2 protein-coding genes are annotated in these 26,257 nt (G+C 38.9%); both read right to left on the bottom strand.

The genetic code is table 11. From position 1 onward, the window contains the following. Position 1 precedes the first annotated feature (1 nt). Positions 2-10,636: an SDR family NAD(P)-dependent oxidoreductase gene (locus QE450_RS07960; RefSeq protein WP_307298326.1), complete on the bottom strand. Its 10,635-nt coding sequence runs from the start codon at positions 10,634-10,636 to the stop codon at positions 2-4. Positions 10,637-10,663: 27 nt separating this feature from the next. Beyond that, complete coding sequence (locus tag QE450_RS07955; RefSeq protein WP_307298324.1) at positions 10,664-26,236, bottom strand: SDR family NAD(P)-dependent oxidoreductase; 15,573 nt, start codon at positions 26,234-26,236, stop codon at positions 10,664-10,666. Positions 26,237-26,257: the final 21 nt, after the last annotated feature.

The raw sequence follows: 26,257 nt of genomic DNA, 5'->3' as shown, positions 1-26,257 counted from the left end.
CCTATTCACTCCCTTCGCCAACTTTAATCACATCAAAAAAATCAGATGTTGCTTCTGAAGATATCACTCCAGATGTTGCATACTCTTGGGGTTCCGTAGGCCAGTATCGTTGACGATTAAATCCAACATCAGAATAAGATAAAGGCAATTGACGACGATAAGAAGCAGGAATCCCTTCATTACTTACAAGAATATGAGCATTATTACCGCCTAATCCAAATGCACTAATACCAGCACGCAAGACTCCTTGTGTATGACTCCACTTCTGATGCTGTTGTACAATATAAAATGGTGATTGCTCAAATCGAAATCTTGGATTAGGGACTTCACAGTGAATCGTAGGTGGTAACTCTTCATGCACAAGAGACAGCAATACTTTGATAAAGCTAGCCACTCCTGCTGCACTTAATAAGTGACCGATATTGCTTTTCACACTACCTACTCCGCAAAATTGTTGACGATCTGTTACACCTGAAAAAACGCTGGTTAATGCTTTTAATTCAATCGGATCGCCAATTAATGTCCCTGTACCATGAGTCTCTATATAACTAATCGTCGAAGGATCGATATCTGCATTCTGAACTGCTTTGTATACCAATTCTTTCTGCGCTTCTGGGTTAGGTGTTGTGATTCCCATCGTATTGCCATCATTATTCAAAGCACTTCCATCAATCACGCCATAGATACCATCTTGATCTGCAATCGCTTGATGTAGCGGCTTGAGTATCATAACTCCGCATCCTTCTCCCAAGCCTATCCCATCTGCATCTGCACTAAATGTTTTACAGCGTGAATCTGTCGATAATACATTAGCTGATCCTAACGTTTCAAAAGGGACTTCATCTAGCAAAATATCAACACCACCTGCAAAAGCCAATTCACACTCTCCATTTTGAATACTTTGTACAGCAAGATGAATCGCTGTAAGTGAACTAGAACAAGCAGTATCTACAACTAGATTTGGACCTTTCAAATTATAAAAATGCGCTAAATGTGCAGCAATAAAATTTTGCCCTATACCGACAATCGTATCTTTCGCTGTACGATCGACTTTAGAAGAATAGTTACTGGTACGTGATCCTACAAATACACCTGTTTGTGTATTTGATAATTGCTTTTTGGTATATCCTGCATCTGTAGCCGCTTCGACACTCACTTCTAAAAGTTGTCGTTGTAACGGATCAATCTGCACAGCCAACGATTCACTGATACCAAAATAAGCAGGATCAAATTGTTCGATATGTGGTAAAAAAGCTCCATAACGCACATGAGTTGTCGAATCATATGAAGCGATTCTATTAGATTGTTGATGCTGACGAGAAGATGGTGCTTTTTGAATACTATCTTTGCCTGATTTTAAATTATTCCAAAATTGCAACGGATCATTGGCATCAGGAAAATGACATCCTATACCAATCACAGCAATCTTCTGCTTCGGCTCTTGTTGTTTCTCAGACATAGGCGTATACATATCCTGTGCCTTTTCAATAATAGATGGTGATGGACTTGCAACTTGCTCTGTAGTGGTATCATTTGTGAATAATGTAACTAATTCCAATGGATACGTGTACACCAATTGTTCTGCTAATTGTTGAATTGTAGGATACTCTAACATCATGGTTGGATCTACAGCAGTTCCTTGTAATGTTCGATCTAATGTTGTAATAATTTGTGCTAGTAAAATAGAATCGATTCCGTATTCAGCAAATGGCGTATGATCATCTAATCGTGCAACGTCTACTTTCAATTCATCTGCAATCAGCTTTCTTAACCAATCCAAAGTCATGTGGTGTAATTCATCTGACTCTGGCATAGCGATTGATGGTGCTGGTGTGTAAGCAGATTGGACGTTTTGCTCTGCTATCAACTTGTCAGAGAATACAGACGGTTGATATGTCATCCATATCGATGGTTGCGCAATCTCTTGATCGATAACAGCAGGCAATATGACGCTATCTTTGGATGAGTTCATAATACAATCAAGCAACAATAATCCTTCTGTATTAGTCATACTGAGTAATCCTGTTTGCTCATAAGGCTTACTTTTCACTTCGCCAAATCCGGTTTCTTTCCAGCTAGGCCACTGAATACTGTATATCGGATATGCATCTGTAGATGCTTCAGCAAAATAATCCATATAAGCATTTGCCATAGCATAATCACTTTGTCCTACAGCCAGTGATGGGATCGTCGCAGCAACTGACGAGAACAATACCCAGAATTGTAAAGGTTCTTGTTGCAAGCACTGATGCAAAGTATGCAGTCCTTTTATTTTGGGATTCATTACAGATTCAACTGATTCTGCCTGTTTGCGAATAAAAGCTGGATTGATCTGATCCGCTGTGCCTGCACAATGAATAACACCGCTTATCGAACCTAACTCCGAATGGACTTCATCAATCACTTTCTGCACTTCTTGCACAGAAGTTAGATCTACAGAAGTCGCATAGATCTGTACACCTTGTTTTTCTAGTTGGACAATCGATTTTATTTTTTCTGCGGTTATTGAAGTTTGATGATCATATAAATGCCATTCTTTTCTTGGCGGTAATACTTCTTGACCGCTTAATACAAGCTTTTTCACTCCATATTGAGCTACAAAATGTTGAGCACATAACATCCCCAATCCTCTAGTTCCTCCAGTGATCCAAAGGACTTGTTCTGGATCAAATGAACGTTGTTGAGCGGGGGTAGTATTAAAATCAGGCATATTCTCTACAAGTCCGAGATAAGCTACCCAACGCTGATCGGATCGATAGCATACTTCCACATCTGGAAAATCAAACAATAGTTCTTGCATAATCGCAAAAGCTGTCCTTTCTTCTGATGCATGCATATCAAAATCAATATGTTTTGAACGTACATGAGCATATTCATGTTGTAACATCCGATACAGTCCTACACGTTCTGCTCCTTGAAGATGTACAGATATATTCTGAAAAGACTCTAACCCTTTTGTTACCTGCAATAACGTGATCGGTGTTTTTTGGTTGATCTCAATCCAGTGTTGTAACCATTGCAACCAGCCTTTGTGTAAAGTGTAGCGTATGTTACTGTTACTATCACTCGTATCATCACTTGTCCATGCAGTCAGATCAATAAAACTTGCAATCGATTTTATTTGCTCCTCTGTGCTCTCCAATTGATGTTCTAGTTCGTCTTCATCCCAGATCAACAAATTTGGGATTATAGCAGATAGATGCTTTTCTAAACTTTCTGTTTTATTATTCATTAAAATGACGACTTGTTTATCAGCAGGTAAAGTAAACTCGCTATTAAATGATTCCGTTATAGCACTCATTTGCCAATGTTTTTTGTATATAATTGATGTTCGGTCAGATTGTTGTTGTGCTTTTGGCAATGATGTCGATAGATTAGAGCTTGCAAACATCAGATGATCTGGAGCCCAATATCTTTCTTTGGCAAACGGATATACAGGTAAAGAAATACGCTGTGGCTGACGATCGCTATAAAGTAATTTCCAATCGACTGTTAGACCTTTTACCCATAATTCTAATAATTGATTATACTGACGATGATTGAGCCATGAAGCAATCATATTTTCAAATCCACGATCTGAAGACAGCATAGACAACATTTCTTTATGCGCTTTCGTATGTCCTCGATAGAACTGGTATGAATGAGGTTGTGTAGTTGGTTGTAGATACGATTTCAACTTCTCTTTCATATCCGATAACGAATGCGTCACAAAAGCTAACCGTTCTTCCATCGCTTCTCTACCGACCTGCAAAGTATAAGCAATCTGTTGTAAAGGAGACACTGAACGATCCGTTGCTAGCGCCTCTAATAATTGTTGTGCTTGTATACGCAATTGTGCTTCTGTTTTGGCAGATAATACAATTAGTACCGGATCATTTTCAGATAAATCAGTAGACGTTGTAATCGTTGGTTCTACTGTATATTCTTCAATAATCAGATGAGCATTCGAACCACCGGCTCCAAAAGAAGAAAGACCTGCTCTTCTAGGTATTTCTTGCTTTTTACCATGTTCTTCAAGTAAAGGGCGTTGCCATTGTGATAATTCTTTTTGTACAACAAACGGAATATGATCAAAATCGATATTCGGATTCGATGGATCTGCATGCAATGAAGGCACAAGTTGTTGATGCTTCATTTGTAATAGAATTTTAGTTAATCCTGCGATACCGGCGGCACTTTCGCAATGTCCAATATTAGACTTTACTGAACCTATAGCGCAGAAATGTTTATCTGCTGTATTTTGCTCATAAACGGCATTTAATCCAGCTATCTCAATAGGATCACCTAAAGATGTTCCTGTTCCATGCGCTTCTACGTAGCTAATCGTTCTCGGCTCTATCCCTGCCCGTTGAAATGCTTGCTGAATCACTTGAGACTGAGCAACAGGATTAGGAACCGTATAACCATTGGTTTTGCCACCATGATTGATTGCTGAACCTTTAATAATTCCGTAAATATGATCACCATCTGCCTGAGCAACAGATAGAGGTTTTAGTACAACAGCTCCTACACCTTCGCCTGGCACATAACCATCACCATTTGCACCAAAGCTTTCACATCTTCCTTGACTCGACAGAAATCCACCCTGAGTTAGCATGTGATACTTGTTAGGATGAACAGAAATATTGACTCCACCTGCTATCGCAGTCGAACACTCTTGAGTAATCAGACTTTGACAAGCCAAATGAATCGCTGTTAGTGAAGACGAACACATCGTATCTACAGCCATACTCGGCCCATTAAAGTTACAGAAATACGATACACGATTTGCAATCGATGCTGGATTTCCACTAAGTGCTACAGAACTCTGGCTTAATGCTTGCGCTTGTGCTCCATACAATTGATACTCTTCATACATAACACCCACATAGACACCCACTTGATGATTTTCATTCGAGTCTGTAGAAGCACCAAGTGTCTGTCGGGTATAACCTGCATCTTCAATCGCTTGATAGACCGTTTGTAAAAACAATCGTTCTTGCGGGTCCATCATCTCTGCTTCTTTAGGTGAAATATTAAAAAATAGCGGATCAAATTGCTCCACTCCATCTATAAATCCGCCCTGAGTTCTATTCTGCGATGATGTAGCATCTAGCGAATCATTATTCCAACGACTTGGAGGAATATCTGTAATACAGTCTATTCCTTGTTTTAGATTTTCCCAGTATTGATCCACATGATCGGCTTGAGGATAGCGACCAGATAATCCGATAATAGCAATATCTGTTTCATGCTTTTCTACAGGTTGATGAGTATGATAAGCCAATTTGAAGCGAGAATGAATACCAGGTAACTGTGCTTGGATTGCTTTCTTTGGTTGATTAGTAGATAAATATTCTGCTTTAGCAACAGAAGGTGAAGATTTTTGAACTGTACTGATATTAAACTGCTTATCCAAAATATCAAAGTGTGCTTTGATGAAATAAGTTGTTAATGCTGATAATGTCTGATATTCGAATAATAGTGTTTTGGATAATCGTCCAAATGTCTGCTCTAATTGTTCTGTGAATTGTAATGTTGTAATTGAATCGATACCGTACTTCTCCATCGGAGCATTGGCTTCGATGTGATCTACCGGCAACTTGAGAATAGTAGATAGTGTTTGTTTCAAATACATCATTGTTGCCGATTGTAGACTATTCGATTGTTCATGAACGTCAACAGATTCTGGTTCAGGTAGATTCACACCCTTTTGATCTGCTATTTTATTGGTGTCTGCTTGTGATGAGATAGTGATTACCGATTCAATCCAATTTGTTAATTGCTGAATAGTGGTATATTCTACGAACGTCAATGCTGTTAATTGCAATTGAAAATTTTGATTCAATTGATGGGATAAATCTGCTAACATCGTCTGATCAAAACCGTATTCTGACCATTCTGTTTCTGTATCCAATTCAGAAGCATCTACTTTGAGAATAGTAGCCATGATCTGTAATATTTCTTTTTCTACTTTATGATCTGTTATCGTTGGGACTACATTCGTTCTTGATAATAATATGGATGATAACTGAGCTTGATCGCCATATAAAGTAATGATTTGAGGTTGATTAGACGCCATACCTGCATAAAAAAGTTGCAATCCAGTCACTGTAGGCAATGGTCTCATACCTGTCGTACGATACAGAAACTGTGCTGTATCCTTGTCGATATGCATTCCACCTTCTACCCATAGACCCCAATTAAAACTCACTGTCTGACCGGAACGTTCTCCAGCTAACACTTGCTTATGACGATCAATAGCATATTGATCCATAAAAGCATTTGCTGTGGCATAATCTGCTTGACCTGCATTCCCAAACGCACTAGCAACCGACGAGAATAATACAAAAAAGTCTAATGGTATAGACTGAGTAGCTAAATCCAAATGGACTGTACCTGTTACTTTTGGAGCTAACACTTGATTGAATTCGTCGGTTGTTTTCTTAATGATAAAATTATCTTGAGTCATACCAGCACTATGAATAATGCCGTTTAATGATCCATATTGTTGAGTAATCCATGCTATTAATTGGGTTACATCTTCCTGTTGTGTCAGATCAAGTTGTTTGTATAACACAGTCGCTTCTTTTGATCGTAATGAATAAAGAATAGATTCATCTATACTGGCTGCTCGACCTGTTAAAATAACAATCGGTTGCTCCACTTGCTGTATAATTTCTTTTGCAAAAATCATACCTAAGCCACCTGTACCGCCGGTAATCAAATAAACTCCACCATTTTTCCATGGGGAGTGAGTAGTCTTTGTTGGTATTATGATCTGTTCGTAATCAGACTGAATATAGCGTTGTTGAGATTCATAGCGAATCTGTTGATCTGCACTATACTGATTTTCTTGTAATTGTGTAATGATTTGAGCATTTGTTAGATAAGATTGCGTTTCTATCATTTGAATAGTTATATTAGGATTTTCTAGTGTGACTGTTTTGAGTAATGCTATAAGAGCAGTAGGCGATTTTTGAGACTTTTGATGAACAGTAACCATTTGAATAAACACACGATCTTCTTTATACCTTTGCAAAATATGCTTTATTTCTTCAAATGCTTGTGTAGCCAATCGGGTAAATCGTTGATCGATCGAAAGGTTTGATTTATCAACATGTGTTAGATGAGCTGGTAATAACGAAATGCACTGTGCATTAGGAAAATGTTGTTTCACTTGTTGTTCTAGTGCCAGATCAGGTTCGCATAGCATGATGATATGCTGATCATATTTACGATGCTGAGCAACTAATGGATCAGTCACTGCTTTTTCTTCCCACTTGGGATAAAGTAAGATTGCTTTTTCATTACGAATCGCTTTACTTGTTAAGCCTTGTAATCTTACACAAAGAAGCCCTGTCTGATCTATTAGATCTATATTTAATTTCGATATAGAAGATTGAGTTACTTCATCTTGATAGACATGTGCCCACATTGTTGATGTTGTCGGATGATAGATATCAATTTGTTCCAAAGCAAACGGTAAAGAAGTTTCTTGCTCTTGAGATCGTTCTTCTCTACCTAACCATATTCCAATAGAAGCTTGCAAAGCACCATCTACCATCGCAGGATGAAGAACATAATCCTGGCTATTTACTTGCAGTTCTTCTGATAAGTGGAGCTGAGCTAACCATTCATTTGAACCTGCATATAGATGATGAATCGTTTGGTGACGATCTCCATAATTCATATTCAGTTGACGATAAGCTTCATAACATGTGTTTGCAGTAAATTCTTTTGTATTACATCTTTCTTTGATCTGCTGTATATCTAGTAAAGGTTGTTCTATCTTGGCATCTTCAATGATAGCGATGCCTTCACAATGAATAATCGGTTCGGCTAAATCATCAGATTGCGTGTATATTTCATAATGGATAGCATTTTCTTGCTCTGGAAATAAAACAATGTGTACAGCAGTAGATTCTTGTTCAATTACAAATGGATGTTTCCAGACGGTTTGTTGCAAAGATATCGATTGTCCTTGTACTGGTGTTCCTGTAAGAGCTTGTTCCACAGCCGCTCTTGCCATTTCTAAATAGGTTACTGCTGGTAAAAGATGTTCGTCTCCTATGCGATGATCTGCTATAAAAAATTCATCACCTTCAAAAACAGTTGTATATTTTTGTACATTTATATTTGAAGTATTCGTATGAACTAAAGGATGAAGAATAGATTGAGAATGAAACTTCGGTTCTATTTCTGATATGTGCGTCTCTTCCACTTCGGGAACCCAGTAACGATCACGAGCAAAAGGATACGTAGGTAAGCTGATTTTTTGAAATGTACCAGCTGAATATACATTATCCCAATTCAATTCGATTCCATTCACCCATAATTCAAGCAATTTAGAATACTTTCTTTTCTCTACCCATTGCTGAATAGTAGCTGTCATATCTTCATCTGTAGACAAAAAAGGTAATGCAGGCAGATCATTTTGAACTTTGCCGTAGTATACAGATGAAGGTATATCATCAGATTCGATATACTCTTGAAGCTGACTAATAAGACTCGTTACCGAAGAAGCCACGATGCCTAATCGAATATCCATCGCTTCTCTACCTGTGCATAACGTATATGCTATATCAGCCAAATCCTGATCAGTATACGTGTGTTCTGTTAGGTGATGAATGAAGTGAAGAACGACTTGTTTTAATCGTTCTTCATTTTTGGCAGATAATATAATCATTACAGGTTGTACAGGTGTAGCTAATTGTTTGGCTACGATTGGAGACCTATATTCTTGGATCACTATATGCGCATTAGATCCACCTGCACCGAACGAAGACACACCAGCAGTCAAAGGAACCTCGGTCATTACATGATCTATAGCGATCACAGGACGTTGCCATTCACTTAATTGATGCTGAACTGTAAAAGGCGTTTTTGCAAAGTCGATATTAGGATTAGCTGGTTGTGAATGAATAGAAGGAGCTAGTTTCTGATGCTTCATTTGAAATAATACTTTGGTTATACCTGCAATCCCTGCTGCACTTTCGCAATGTCCGATATTGGATTTGGCAGAACCGATCGCGCAAAATGATCGATCAGATGTGTAGCGATCAAACATTTTGGTAAGACCTGCAATCTCAATCGGATCTCCTAACGATGTGCCTGTACCATGAGCTTCGATATAACTAATACTTCTAGGGTCGATAGCTGATTCTTGGATTGCTTGGTCAATAACTTCTGCTTGTTGATTAGGATTAGGAACCGTATAGCCGTTAGTTTTACCTCCATGATTGATCGCTGTTCCTTTGATCACTCCATAAATGTGATCGCCATCGGCTATAGCTTGGGCTAACGGCTTGAGGATAGCGGCTCCTACGCCTTCACCAGGAACATATCCATCTCCGCCTTCGCCAAAACTTTCACATCTTCCTTTACTGGATAAAAAGTGCCCCTGTGTTAGCATGACATATTTATTAGGATGGACAGAGACGTTAACTCCACCTGCTATCGCTACTTCACATTCTTGCTTTTGCAGACTCTGGCATGCGAGATGAATCGCTGTTAATGATGAAGAACACATCGTATCCACAACCATACTTGGCCCATGAAAATTAAAGTAATACGATACCCGATTCGCAATCGATGCGGGATTACCGTTCAAGGCAAAAGGTTCGTTATGGCGTTTTTGAGATTCTACTCCATACAATTGATATTCTTGATACATTACCCCGACATATACGCCTACTTTGTTGACTTTTGACTGCGCTGTTGATCGGACTAAATTAGCACGAGTATATCCAGCATCTTCTATAGCAGTATATACACTTTCTAGAAATAGTCGTTCTTGCGGATCAATACGTTCCGCTTCTCTCGGAGAAATATTAAAAAAGAGTGCATCAAAACGATCCACTCCTTCTATAAATCCGCCCCATTTTCCAGAAACTGTCGCATCATTAGTAGAACGTTTCATCTCTGTGTGCACTTTGTAATTCCATCGTTCTTGAGGGATCTCGGTAATGCAGTCTTTGCCGTTTTTAAGATTTTCCCAATACTGTGAAATGTTTTCGGCTTCAGGATAACGACCTGCTAATCCAATAATAGCAATATCTAATGCTTGTGAAGATGAAGATTTTGTTGCAGTTGTAGAATCATTAGCAGGTTCAGCTATGCGATTAATATTAGTAGAACCTTTTGAAGACCTTGTATTTCTCATGTTTCTTTGTATTGTCGACGCATTAAGGGATTGTTTTGGCTGGGGTTGTATCTGTGTATGCTGTTCTTTGCCAGTATCCAAAAGTTCAACCAATTGCTTACGATGTGATTTCAAAAAGTATTCTGTTAATTCTTCTAGATTATGATATTCAAAAAATAGTGTTTTGGACAATGAACCAAAAACAGTTTCCAACTGATCTGTTAATTTCATCACCATAATAGAGTCTATTCCATATTTTTCGAGCGGTGCATCGGCTTCAATCTGTCGTTCAGGCATCATTAACACCGAAGATAATAACTTTTTGAGGTACTGAACAGCTTGATCTTGAAGCTCATTATCGTTTAGCACATTTTCATCGATAGAATGTTCGATAGGTGGTGTAGAAGATTCAGTCTTTGTAGAAAGTAATTGCTGTAATTGCTTAGCACCTTCTACCTTATCGATCTTTCCTTGTTCAATCTGGTTGTACAGATGTGATAATGACTCATTCAATAGTAACACCTCATTTCGTTATTCTTTTTAAAATGGCTTTGTCTGATTATGCTGTTCTACTAATTGTTCTAACGAATATTGCCCGCTTTGAATATGATCAAATAGTTCTAAAAAATATTTATCTTGTACATCCATCTCTCTTCCTTTATCCACATCCATAAAACTGCGAATTTGTGCACCATTGCCGTACATCACTACGATTTGAGATTGTTCATGTTCTAACGCTTGCTGTAGTGCATGTATAGCAGTGGAATGATCGATAGGAAGCATGCCAGACATTTGCTTCATCGAAGAAGTACTTTGTGTATCCATCTGCATTCCTCCTTCTTCCCAAAGAGGCCAATTTACAGATAGTGTATGACCTGTTCGCTTAGCGGTATAGACCAATTTATTCCGGTAATGAGCATATTGATCCATAAAAGCATTCGCTGTTGCATAATCGCTCTGTCCTATATTGCCGAGAACACCTGCCAGAGAGGAGAAAAGAACAAAGAAATCCAACTCAAATGATTGACTGTATTGATCTAAATATAGAGTTCCATTTACTTTGGCTGCTAACACATGATTCCATTCTTCAGGCGTTTTTCTAATCATAAAGCTATCTTTTAACACACCTGCACTGTGTATGATTCCATGTAATTGACCGAATTTCATGCGAATCATGTTCATCAATGCAGATACTTCTTCTTTATTAGCAATATCAGATACATAATAAAAAGCTTGAGCACCATACGCTTGCAATGTATCTAATTTGATCTGAATATCTTTATCTAATCTAGAGCGACCTGTCATAATCAAAATCGGCTCTGTAACTGTTTGTGCTATATCTTGCGCTATCAGATAACCGATTCCTCCCATTCCGCCTGTAATTAAGTAGACATTTCGATCTTTCCATGCCTGTTTTACAGAGGTGGCGTTAGGAACAAATTCTTGCCATGTTGAAATATATCTTTGATGATTATGATAAGAAATATGCGTATCTCCTGCACTATCTCTACATTCACATAATTTGTCTACTGGATGAAAAGCAGCAGCTAAAGCGTCTAATTCTATCATCTGTACAATCAACTGCGGCTTTTCTAACTCTGCTGTTTTTAACATAGCTGAAAGCGCAGTATACAGTTGATAGTCCTGGTCATTCACAACCACTAGCTGTACCAAAATAGAACCTTCTGGCTTGGACTGTAACAGTTGTTGAACTTGAGTAAATGCTTCTAAAGCTGTTTTCCCAAATCGTTGTTCTAACGGTAGGCTTTCATTGCAACCAAGCTGTATGCATAATGCTTCAGGAAGTTCTTGTCGAACCTGTTCAGCTATATGTGCAGAAGGACTACAGATCATAATCATATGCTGCTGAAATGAAATTTCAGGTACTGTGACGATATCTTGCTCCAACCATTCGGGTACTAACATTACAGTTTCTTTAGGATATGATGAAGCTTCCGAATATTCTAAACGTTTGCTGGTAAATCCTTTTAGACTGGCACAGATTTCTCCATTTTCATGACAAATATCAATATCTAATTTCTGTACTTTATCCATCGGATCACTTCCTTCGCTATAACGAATATAAGACCACATCGATGTAGAACATGCACTAAATATCCGAATCTGTTCCAATGCAAATGGCAATCGTGGACGATTTGGCATAGATGCTGACGTATTATCACTAAAGATCAGACCGATCGAAGCTTGCAATGCTCCATCCATCATACTTGGATGCAGAAGATAAGAAGAAAAAGAATCTTCCAGCGTTGCAGGTAGATTCAATCTGGCTAGAACACCTTTTGTACCTAGTTGTAAAGAAGTAATACTTTGCAATCGATCTCCATAATGCAGACCCATCTGCTCAAACTGCTTATAACATGTAGATGGTAGAATCTCTTCTGTCATAGACTGTTGAATATGCGATAGATCAAGTCCAGGTGCATCTATTAAAGATGATTTCACAGCTCTACCCTGACTATGAATCGTTCTTGCAGTATCTTTTTCTGTATACACTTCATATTGAATATGATTTTCATCTTCTGCATATAACGCAACATGCACAGCTAACTCTGTTTCTTCTATACGAATTGGTGTTGCCCAGATTATATTTTCTAACGACCACATACTATGATCTAATGATGCACTTGTTGATTGTGCAATCGCTTCGCGAACCATTTCCAAATAAGCCACTCCTGGCAAAATGGAGGCTTCGTTCACTATATGATCTGCAAAGAAAAACTCTTGACCACTGAAAATAGATGTAAATCGTTGCTCTGATAATTGAGAAGTATTGCGATGTAACAAAGGATGCAAAGCCGTATGATGCATTACTTTCACTTCATTTAAAAGCCCCTTTTGCTCTGGTAGCAATGTATTCATCTGTTCAGGCGCTAACCAATATTTTTCTTTTGCAAAAGGATACGCAGGTAAATGAATGATATGGCTTGTGACAGAACGATTGAGCTTGTTCCATCTAATCGGTGCACCTTGTATCCATAATTTTAAAAGAACATCATACTGACCATTTACATAATGCTCATTTACGATCTGTTGCATATGTTCTTCAGAGTCAAAAACAGACGTAATATCAAATAAACGTTTCACAGTCCCTTGATAATTATGAATACTAGAATCCTCAGGTTGTTGAATAAAAGATGATAATTTTTCTTTCAAATCCGCTATTGAGTGTACAATCCAAGCTATACGCTCTTCCATCGCTTCTCTACCTACTTGCAAAGTATAAGCAATATCTGTTAAGGAAACCTCAGACGATACAGTGCTCTCTACAAAAGCAAGTAATTGACGAGCACGTTCAATCAATTGCTCTGACTGACGAGCAGACATTACAATCATTGTTGGCTGAATATCAATAGGTTCAGACTGTGGTTTTTGCTCAGTCTGCTGTGCGATATATTCTTCTAAAATGACATGCGCGTTAGATCCACCTGCACCAAAAGAAGAAATTCCAGCAATACGTGGCACTTCTTTTAATTGACCGTTGATATGAATATGCGGTCTTTTCCAATCTGACAAATGTTGCTGAACAACAAAAGGCGTCTGCGCAAATGGAATCTCTGGATTAAGTGTACTGGCATGTAATGTAGGCACTATTTTTTGATGTTTCATTTGCAAAATAATTTTGGTAACTCCTGCAATACCTGCCGCTGATTCAAGATGTCCCATATTGCTTTTGACAGAACCGATTGCACAATATTGTTGTTCTTGAGTATCTATACGGAATGCTTTGGTTAAGCCGGCTACTTCAATAGGATCACCTAACGATGTACCTGTACCATGAGCTTCAATATAACTAATCTCCTCGGCATGAATGCCTGCTTGATCCATCGTATCGCGAATCAGATTAGCTTGAGCTGTCGGATTAGGAACCATATAGCCATTGGTTTTGCCACCATGATTAATACCTGTTCCGCGAATAATAGCGTGAATCGCATCTCCATCTGCTATAGCTTTTGAAAGTGGCTTGAGTAGCAATACCCCTACACCTTCGCCCGGTACAAATCCATCTGCTTGTTCTGCAAAACTTTTGCATTTATGATCTGCTGCCAGCATCTGTTGAGCACATAGACCAATATAATTAGATGGATGTAAATATAGGTTCACCCCTCCAGCAATCGCTAATTCGCAAGCTCCACTACGTATACTTTCACAAGCTTCGTGAATTGCTGTTAACGAAGAAGAACACATCGTATCTACTGGCTTACTAGGCCCATGTAGATCAAGCAAATATGATACCCGATTCGCTACCGAGCTAAATGAAGTCATTGGAAATAAATCACTTCCCTGCTTCCATAGCTCTGGCCCGTACAAGTTATAGCCTGTTTTGGTAATACCCGCAAATACACCAACTTTGCTGTGATAGTGTTCTGCCAGCTTTTGCCTAGTATGCCCGGCGTCTTCTAACGATTCCCATACAGATTGTAGAAAAATGCGCTCCTGTGGGTCCATATTGATTGCTTCTCGTGGCGATAGCTTGAAAAACAAAGGATCAAAATCTGCAAATCCATTGATAAATCCGCCCCATTTGCTATAACTTTGTCCTTGAGCTGCTGCACGCTTACGATCAGCATTATAAAATCCTTCAATAGACCAGCGTTCTTCAGGTATTTCACTAATACAATCTATTCCATGTTCAAGGTTGTACCAATATTGCTCCAAATTATCTGCTTGTGGATAGCGTCCACTCATACCAATAATCGCTATCGGCTCTTGTTGCGATATCGGTGGAGTGGGTTGAACTGAAACCACTGATTGGGCTATAGGTGATACTTTTGATTCCGATACTGTTGGTTCTGGTGCTACTGATTCTGATACTTTTACTTCTTGTACAGGCATTTTTAATGGACGATACTTTTTATCCGAGATCACTTGAGAGCTATCGTTAGTGAACGATGCAGTTGCAGATACGGTTGTTGCAGGAGAATGCTTAATCTCTAATAATTCAATCAGTTGTTGCTGATGTTCTTTTATAAAATACTGGATAAGCGCTGCCAAAGACTGATGTTCAAAAAACAAAGTGCTACTAATCGGATCAAAATGTTTACGAAGCTTATTGGTTAACTGCACTATCAATATAGAATCAATCCCGTATTTTTCTAGCGGTTCTGAGATATCAATCTGTTCATAAGGAAGCTTGACCAGTTCCCCGATTAATTGTTGAAAATAAGGCTTACTGTGCTGCAGTAGCATTTCTTCAGTAATCGGTTCTGGAGTAGCTGGCTTAGCGCTCACATAAATCTTTTCTTGCTTTGGTTCTTGTTCTTGTTCTTGTGAGTGATAAATATCTTTGGCTGTAGATGTCGTATCTATGGTCTGGACTCGTTCCTCTGTCTTGTAATTTTCACTGTCATATATAGGATTACTTGATTGAGATCGTGGTAACCGAATCAATCCATGACTAGCTGCTACAACAATTTGTTGCCCTAACGGTTCAGCATATTGCGCAGGGAATGTCACTGTATGAAATCCTGTATATTCAAGGGTGTTACGCCAGTGATGTTGATCTAGTATAGGTGATCCTGGAATACGTATAGAAGCATCTTCATACATCCACCAGCCTTCTAACAATCCAAAAGTAAGATGACTAAACAATGTGCTACGATTGAGTTCATTTAACAATAACAATCCATTCTGTTTTAGAAGAGAATGAATATGTTTGGATGTACGTTTAATATTTTGTGTAGCATGTAGCACATTTGCAGCAATAACGATATCATAGCTACCTATCGCTAGTGATTGTTCTTGCGCTGGTTTTTCAACATTAAAGAGCTGATAGTTAAGATAAGGATAATCTTGACCAAACATCATTTCTGCTCGATTCAAAAAAGCCTTCGACAGATCTGTATATGCATATTCTGCAATAGAGTCTGTATAAGGCTTTAATTTTTTCAAGACGATAGCACTTGTTCCTCCGGTACCTGCTCCTGCTTCCAAGATACGAATAGACGCAGATGGATCATTTTGCAATCTTGCTTGAATATAAGACACAATAGTATCTGCTAGCTTTTCGTTAAAATAATCTGCAACCGCATTGTTTTTATACAAATTCTCAAGTAAAGACATCGAAGCATCTGGGAACATAATATCTGTAGCTAACACCTTACCCTGAATAATATCAGGAAGATGCTTCAACATCGTATCTACCAATACCACTTGTGCTTGTAGATCAGGATGCTGACTCCAGACTTCTTTTCTCTGTTGCCATTGATTCCACATCTGTTCAGTAGCTCCATAGGAATCATCTATATTTTTTTGTTTTAATATCCATCGACTGCTTTCTAGCCAGCGTTCATATACAGGCACAATATTATTATTATGCTCCAAGCACTGTGCCTGTTGTAACTGAATATACAATAGATGCGCTAACAATGTTTCTAATTCTCGATCAAATATTTGCATCGTTTGTATCAGAGAATTCACTTTAGAATCATCCGTATGACCACGTTGTAATGATTCTATAGCAACAGCTTCCACTTTCGGTGCAATCCATAATTTCTCATCTGAATGTGTATTGAGGACTGCATCCGGTTGAGTCGTATGAATAAAAGCCATATGATCGATAGGATTACCAACTAAATATTCAACAGCTTGCATAGCCTCAGACGGCTCTATAAATCCTATTCCTGATTGTATTAATCGTTGCTTGAAAGCAGAAGGCACTTTCTCCGCAATTCCGATATCGCCCCAGTATCCCCAACTTATAACTTTGATCGGAAATTCAAATACTCTTCTCATCTCGTTCGCAAATGTATCTGTAAAAGTACAACCCGCCGCATAACTACTCTGACCGATCGGCTTACTAAATGAACTCATCGAAGAAAAGAATAATACAATGTCCAATGGTTCTTTTGCAAATACTTGCATCATAGCAAGACTGATATCTATTTTGGCAGACAGACTGTTTTGAAAATGATCTTCTTCCATATGACTCAGGCTAGTATCCATAATTCCTACTGCTGAATGGATAATCCCATTAATCGACGAATACGATTGTTTAATCATTCGGTAAGCTTCTGTCAGACTTTGTAGATCAGATGCATCAGCAGCGATATAAAGAGGTGCGATTCCCTGCTGACCTAAGCGATCGATCTTGTCTTGAATTTGTGAATTTAATGGTCGTCTGCCTATCCAGATCATTCTTGCGTTATACGTCTGAATCATATACTGACTCCATACTTCACCAATTCCACCTGCTCCACCAATAACAACATAGACTCCATTCTGTTGAAAATAAGTGGATGATTCGTCTTTGCCATCAACTACCATTAACTGTTGACGATACCACTGATGTTCACGATACATCCATGTATTGCCTTCCTGATCAACAGGTAAAGTCAATATATCATGAGCAACTACATTCATATTCTCTTCCAAATCCACATGATGGATATTCCAATTTGAATATTCTTTGGCCATAGAACCGACCAGACCTGCAATCCCTGCATGTTCTGCATATGCCTCTTCTACTATCGATAAGGATTGTGTCTGTACAGTCACAATAGTCCATGATAAATCTTTTTCTCCATATCCTAACTGCAACAATGATTTCAATATACGGAACACTTGTAATATTCCTTTGGCAGGTTGCTGTACAGGCACATGTAAAAGATCAAGTTGAACAGTATTAGATACAGACCATACGATATGATCGATTGCAGGTTCTTTTTCTAACAGAGCAACGATCTGCTCGACATCGGCATCTATTGCTAATTGTGCATAGCGAATATGTGGATAATCCTGAATCAGATTCAACCACAATGCTGGACTCTCTCCTATGCATAGAATATGTGTTGAAGACTCCATATGAGAGGCTGTATATTCAGGAATAACACTATCCCATACAGGATATTGCATCAATGCACCGACAGGTGGAGCGCTATCAGTATGCTGTAGCTGATCTTGATTAGGGCTTAAATGAATAATATTCAGACCTTTGATCTCAATACAGATCTGTCCGTGTTCATTGCAGATATCGATATCTACTTTGTCCAAAGAACTCTGATGTTCTACCGTATCTTGATAACGTACCCAGACCCACATTGTAGATGTGCAAGGTTGATATATGTTCATTTGATCCAAAGCAAATGGAGTCACCGATTCATATCCTAGCGAAGGTAATCCGATACATGCTTGAATAGCGGCATCCATCATACTTGGATGTAATATATATTGTTCTGCTGTATGTGATACGGTTGATGGCAATAACAATTGAGCAATCGCTTGCTGATGCCCGGTATAGATATTTTGTATAGCTTGTTGAGCAGGGCCATACGAGAGTCCTACTTGTTGGAAAGAAGCATAACATTCTGCTGCTGTAATCATGTGCTGATCACAACTTTCAACAAGAGAAGCGATATTGATTTCTTTGTATTCTTTTTCCGTTGGTACAACTGTTGCTGTTCCCTGACTATACAGAGTAGTTAGCATATCCTCTTGCTGACTATAAATCTCATAATTCAGTAGCTGATTCTCTTGTGGGATCAACTGAATATGAATCTGTACAGGTTGCTGATCTACAGCTATCGGACGTACCCAGGTGACATTTTGCAAAACAATCATCGATGGATCGTGCTTAGTAAGCTCCATCGCTTGTACGACAGAAGCCCGTACCATTTCCAAGTAAGCAACACCCGGTAAGATCTTCTGACCTTTAATCATATGATCCTTTAGGAAAAATTCTTCCCCTGTAAATGTAGATGTGAATCTCTGCTGAGTCAGTGTAGATGTATTATGATGAAGCAATGGATGGATCATATGCATATGGGATGAATTGGCTATCGCATATGAATTAGAATCTACTTTTGATCGGTTAGGAATCCAATACCGTGTACGTTCAAAAGCATAGGTCGGTAAACTAATTCGTTGTAATGAACGATGGGTATATAAGGTTGACCAATCAATATCCATCCCTTTTACCCATAGTTTTAACAACTTATGATATTTGCCTTTTTCGAGCCAGCGTTGCACTGTTTCTTGCATATCTTCATCTGCTGTTAGAAATTCAAGCACTTCCTGATCTCGTTTAACTTGTCCAGCATAAATATCATCGTTCCATGAAGAATCATCTTGCTCAATATATTTATTTAATAGAGTGACAAGTTCGTTGATCGAAGAGACACGCATAGCCAACCTTTCTTCCATCGCTTCTCTACCGACTTGCAATGTGTACGCAATCCGCTCTAACTCATGATCAGTATATTGATCAGACTGCATAGCTGTTCGTAATTGCTTGGCTTGTTCTCGTAAACGTTGTTCAGTTCGTGCAGATAATACAATACATACCGGTTCTTCATGTCTAATTGCTATAGCTTGATCTGTAGAAGAAGGTATATACTCTTCCACCAATACATGAGTATTCACACCGCCAAATCCAAACGAACTGACTCCTGCTCGACGTGGCAATATATTCCCTTCTTGATCCTCTAAAGATGTCCACGGTCGGTTTGTATCCACCACATAAAATGGACTCTGATCTAGTTGGATATAAGGATTTAGCTGTTCAAAATGTACTGTTTTTACCAATGTTTTATATTTCATTTGCAATAACACTTTAATGATTCCTGCAATACCGGCTGCTAATTCCAAATGTCCAATATTGGTCTTGATAGATCCTAATCCGCATGTTGCTGTATTCAGCGTAGCATCATAACCTAATTCATTGAATGCCATTTTCAGACCATTGATCTCAATCGGATCACCTAGTGGAGTACCTGTTCCATGAGCTTCAATATAGCTGATCGTTGCCGGATCAATATGAGCACGACTATAGACTGATTTGATCAAATCGGCTTGAGCTCTTGGATTAGGTGCAGTCAACGAGGTAGCTCTTCCACCATGATTTTCATTTGTACCACGAATCAATCCATAGATATGATCGCCTGCTTGCTCGGCATCTTTTAAGCGTTTGACAAAAATCATTCCTACGCCTTCTCCGCGCACATAACCGTTAACTTGATCCGAAAACGTTTTGCAACGACCATCCTGACTTAACATGCCTGCTTTGTTAAAGCTAATATGGTAATCAGGATCAAGAATAGTGTTGACTCCACCTACTACTGCGGTATCACAATCTCCGTTATGAATCGCTTGTACCGCTCGATGAAGAGCTACAAGAGAACTTGAACATGCTGTTTCGATAGGTTCACTCGGGCCATTTACATTTAGAAAAAAGCTCATTCGATTCGGTCCTACAGATGATACACTACCTGTCGATGAATATCCTTCAATCTCTGTATCTGCTTGAGACAAAAGATGACTATACCCACTATTAGCAGTACCTACAAAAATCCCCATTTTGCTACCGGACAGACTAGAAGGCGCATAACCTGCATCTTCTATCGCTTTCCAGATATACATCATCATTAGACGCTGTTGTGGGTCCATTAATTCTGCTTCACGAGGAGAAATGCCAAAAAACATCGGATCAAAATCGGCTACTCCGTCTATAAAACTTCCCCATTTGATATTCGTTTTGTTCTTTTCTTGATACGGGTCACCATAATAAGCTTTCCAATCCCAACGATCCGCAGGAATCTCGGAAATGCAATCTTTACCTTCTATTAAATTTTCCCAGAGTTCATGAATATCTTCTGCCATCGGAAATCTACCGCTTATCCCTATAATCGCTACAGGGTCTGGACTTTGATCTGTTTCTGTAGAAGATACAGGTTCATGTACTGGCTCTACTGCCTTTTGAAAACGTGAGCGTGCTTGAGCAATTGCCTCACTCTTGGTCGATTTCACTTCTTGGTCAAGTTCGGTATTTACTACTTTCGCCGAATCCGAAGCAACAGACGTTTTTCTTTGAACATTTGGCATCAATATAGATGTTAACTGTTCTGAATACGCAGTTATCAAATGTCTGGCTAATGTATAAATAGTTGAATACTCGAAAAAGACAGTTGGCGTTAAGTCCAATTGATATTTATCATTTAACTGGTTCGAGAAGTCTGTAAATGAGATCGAATCAAATCCATATTCACTTAACTCGACATCAGGATAAATGTCTTTTGGACTTACTTTCAGCATATGAGAAACGATATGAATCAAAGCAGACTGCATTTTCTCGATCAGTATAGTCTGATTGGTTTCAGCTTTTTTATTGATTGATTGCTCTTGTATCGATGTATCTTGATCATTATGCAGAACAGTAGACGGATTCTGCTTCGTTAATCGTTTTGATCTAACAGGTTGTAATAGCGATTGAAACTTATCCGTATTACCATGCATCACGACAACCTGATCTTGTTGACTTTGCATCGCTTGATAAAATAACTGCATACCTGTAGTGGTATCCATAGGGATCATACCTAGTTGATTTTGAATTCGTGTACGTTCTGCGGTATTTACCTGCATACCTCCATCTTCCCAGAGCGGAAAGTTAAGCGACAATGTCTTACCTGAACGCTGTTGATAGCTCACTTTGCGATTACGCTCGGAAGCAAATAGATCTATAAAAGCATTCGCCGCTGCATAATCAGCTTGACCGGTATTGCCTATCACTGAAGCTAAAGAAGAGAACAACACAAAAAAATCAAGTTGCATCTCTGCGCTGACTTGATCTAGTAATAATGTTCCTTTAACTTTAGGAGCCAATACTTCTTCGATTTCTTCGTTTACTTTGTGCTGAATATAATGATCTCGATGGACACCTGCACTATGAATAATGCCATGTAGATTTCCACAGATCGAGCGAATTTGATACATCATAGTATTCACATCTTCTGCTACCGTAATGTCTGCTACGATATAGTGAATTTGAGCTTGATGATCTTGTAATTGGTCTAACTTTTCTTGCATCACATGATCTAGCGGTGAACGCCCTACAATAATAATGGTTGCTTGATGCGTCTGTTGAATAATCTCCTGCGCAAAAATAAAGCCAAGACCTCCCAGGCCTCCTGTAATTAAATAATGACCCTGATCTTTCCATAGGAGCTGTGGAGAGTTGGATAATGGAGATTCCCACTTCTTCCAATCACGTACATAACGAATCTGATCTTCATAACGTACAATTGCAACCGACTCATGCTGATTTTGTTTGATTTTGTTTATTATGCCTGTAGCTTTTTCTTGAAGGTTCATTTGAATACAATGTGCTTGCAACTTGCTGTATTCTTGTTGAGCCGTCTGTAGTGTCGCAGCTAACCCAAGTAACATCTGATACTTTCCTTTATTAGGTACGATCAGTTGAAGCAATATCTTTTCGGAAGCAGTAGACAGCGATTGTTTGAGCAGGTCTATCAGTTGCACAGTACAACTTGTAAATAAATGAGCACTCTGTTCTTCTTCGGTGAGATAGGCAACCTCTTCTTCTTGTAAAATAACACAGTGCACATCTGGCAGCTGTGTACGAATCTCCTCATATCTAGCAGCAAAAGGTGGAGATAATACTACGATATGATGAATATTTTTATCATTATGCACAGAATCTTGTAAGTCGGATATGACTGGATATTCTGTCCAAGTTGGTGTTAGCAATACAGAATCATGATGATGTGAAGAAGCTGTTACTGTATGCTCTAATGTTCTAGCCGTAAATCCATGAAAACGAACACAGATATTACCTTCATCATCGCAAAGATCAATATCCAATTTATGAACTTTATCATTCGCTGTACTGCCAGCACTGTATCTTGCCAATACCCACATTTCTGGAAGACATGGCTGAAATATCTCTAACTTCTGCAATGTAAATGGAAGTGTAGATTTGCCTTGATATGCCGGGTTGCTTACCGTTCCTATCGTATAGCCTATCGCTACTTGTAAAGCTGAATCCATCATACTAGGATGCAATTGATATGATTCTTGATCAGGTAACTGACTCACAGGCATTTTAAGGCACGCCAATACGTCATGATCATTTGTTGCTTTTGTATAGACGACTTCTATTCCTTTTAAGCTGTCCCCTAATGCTATTCCATTTTTCTGTGATTGCTCATAAAATTGATTAGCACTTATAGGACTGATTGAATACTGATGTTGCAGATTAACAATGTCTATACCTACAGGCTGTGTATTGTCTATAATAGATGCTGATCCTTGACTATATACAAGGCGCTTTCTATTGGCTGTAGCATCGCTATAAATCTCAAAAGACAGTTCGCCATTGGATTCAACATATAGATCAATATGAGCTATGAATGGCTCGGCTTCCAGACGTAAAGGACTGGCCCACACGATATTTTTAAGTTGTATCATTTGATCTTCAGCAATTCCACCTACTGCTTCTGTAACCGCTATGCGTATCCATTCCAGATGCGCAACGCCTGGTAATACTTTATCACCTTGTACAATATGATCCCGGAAAAAGAACTCATTACCTGTAAAGGTAGAACTATATTTTTGTTTTTGCAAGTCTGACGTATTTCGGTGCATCAATGGATGAATAGATTCAACAACTACTGCTTGAGAAGAGGTGAATCCTTTTTGTTGTGCAGGCGTAGTCGGAACCCAGTATTGATTTTTGGCAAACGGATATGTTGGAAGCGGGATTCGCTGTTGTTCTTTTTTTGCAAAAATATCGCCCATATTACCGTCATATCCTTGTATAAATACTTCTTTTACAGCGAATAGATATTCAAGATAAGAAGGATCTTGTCTACCTTGTTGACACTTCTGAATACAGTCTTCTGCATACTTTTTGAATGACAGTTGTTCACGATTTTCACTTCGGTTCACTTGCCCAACAGTTACTTGAGGAGATTGTCCTTGCTCCAACCATTGCTGTAGACATGTAGTCAATTCTTGCTGATTGCGTACAATACAAGCCAAACGGTGATTCAAATGCTGTCTACCACTCAATAACGTGTAACTGATCGCAGCACAATCTGCTGTATGATTCATATTCCAATATAGTAATTGTTGTGCTTGTAAGCGTAATTGTTGCTCGGTACGCGCAGATAATACGATCAGATATCCAGCTTTGGATACTGGAGAAGGTTGCAAATGCTGTGGTGCTTCTTCGATCACCATATGAGCATTCGTTCCACTAAATCCAAATGAGCTAATCGCTGCACGTCGCACTTGACCGCTCGGAACTTCCCAATCTTTGGTCTCCGTATTTACATAAAAAGGGCTGTCTGCAAAAGAGATACCCGGATTACCATGTTCCAAATGTAAAGAAGCTGGAATTTGTTTGTTTTTCAGTGATAGCACTATTTTGAGAACACCGGCAATACCTGCTGCTGTCGCCAAATGTCCAATATTGGTTTTGATAGAACCGATTGCGCAATATTGTTGTTCATTGGTATAGGCGCTAAAAGCTTTTGTTAATGCTTGATATTCAATAGGATCGCCTAACTTAGTTCCAGTACCATGAGCTTCTACCATTTGAATATGAGCTGGATTAATAGCGAAAGAATCATAGACTTGTTGTTCTAATCTAGTCTGAGATTTGGCACTTGGTGCTGTTATTCCATTGGTTGTACCATCTTGATTAATACCACTTCCCTGTATTACACCATAGATATGATCTCCATCATCTATCGCTTCTTGCAGACGTTTTAATACTATCGTGCCTGCTCCTTCTCCGGGAACAAACCCGTCTGCTCTCTCATCAAATGTGTGACATTTTCCTTGAAGAGATAACATACCTGCCCGATTAGAATCGAGGTAAAATTGAGGTGTAGATTGGAGAAACACACCACCGGCTAACGCCATATTAATTTCATTTCCCCATAACGCCTGACAAGCCAAATGAATCGCAACTAATGAGCTAGAACAAGCTGTATCTACAGCAATAGCAGGCCCTTGCAAATCCAAGTAATAAGCAATACGGGCAGGGATAATAGACCCTGCTTTGCCCCAAAACGATTGAGGTGGTGGATTTTCACCGACTAATGTCTGATAATCACTGCTAGTGCAACCTACATAAACACCGCATTTTTGCCCTTTGATCGAATGACCTGCATAACCGGCATCTTCTAAAGCTTTCCATGATTCTTCTAAAAAAATACGTTGCTGCGGGTCCATATAGATTGCTTCTTGCCCTGAAATATTAAAAAATAGCGGATCAAATGTACTGATATCATCCAAAAAGCTACCTTGATCACAATATTGTTTATCCTTATCGTAATAGTTGGATAAATCCCAACGAGATACAGTTTGAATCAGATCTGTTCCTTGTTGTAAATGTTCCCACAATTCATCAGGAGTATTACAACCTGCAAAACGTCCACTGATCCCTATAATAGCTATAGGCTCATGCGAACCTCTATCCTGATTGGAAGACGGCACTGGATCATTCTGTGGTGAACCTTGATATTGCCATTCTTCTGGAATCGTAACTACAATTTTGCCGATATTTTCGCGATTTTCAATATTCCGATAAGCTTCTTGCAATTGATCAAATCTAAATAGTTGACCGATATGAGGAACAATTACTCCTTTTTCGATCCAATCTACCATTTCCTGATAATAATCTACTAATCGTTCAGGTTGCTCCAAGCTTAATTTTCTCAAGTCTAAGCTATAAAAAGATTGATTCGATCCCATCTGAGAAAGATCAATCGCTTTGGCACTTTTCAAAGCAGTCATCGCGATTTCGATATAACTTCCATTAGAAGCCAGACTATTTAATCCTTTTTGCAAAGCATCGCCTGATAAAGTATTCAGGATCATATCAACGCCTTGACCATTGGTAAGCTGTCTAATCTGTTGTTCAAAATCAACTTCTCTATAATTGATCACATGATCTACACCAATCGATAACAAATAGTCCAACTTGTGCTGTGAACCTGCTGTGGCATAGATTTCAGCTCCATAGTGTTTAGCTAGCTGAATAGCGATCAATCCGACTCCGCCAGTAGCAGTCTGAATTAATATCCGTTGTTTTGGCTTGATCTGTACTTTACGGAAAGCTGCAATAACTGTCATCGCTACAACGGGTAAAGAACAAGCTTCAGCAAAAGAAAGAGCAGATGGTTTGACAAATACTTGAGATGCTTTGCATGTAATAGCTGTTGCATGTGCGCCCATATGTTCACTCGCAAAAAAGACAACTTCTTCTCCAGCATGAATATGTGTAACACGATCACCAACATCAACCACAATTCCAGATGCTTCAAAGCCAGGAGTAAATGGATAAGGAGGCATCGTAGGATACATCCCTTTTAC

The organism is Paenibacillus sp. SORGH_AS_0306, assembly GCF_030819345.1.
In the GTDB taxonomy this organism is placed as follows: domain Bacteria; phylum Bacillota; class Bacilli; order Paenibacillales; family Paenibacillaceae; genus Saccharibacillus; species Saccharibacillus kyungheensis.
Note: the sequence above shows the minus strand (reverse complement) of the source record. Positions and strands in the feature narration are given on the sequence as shown.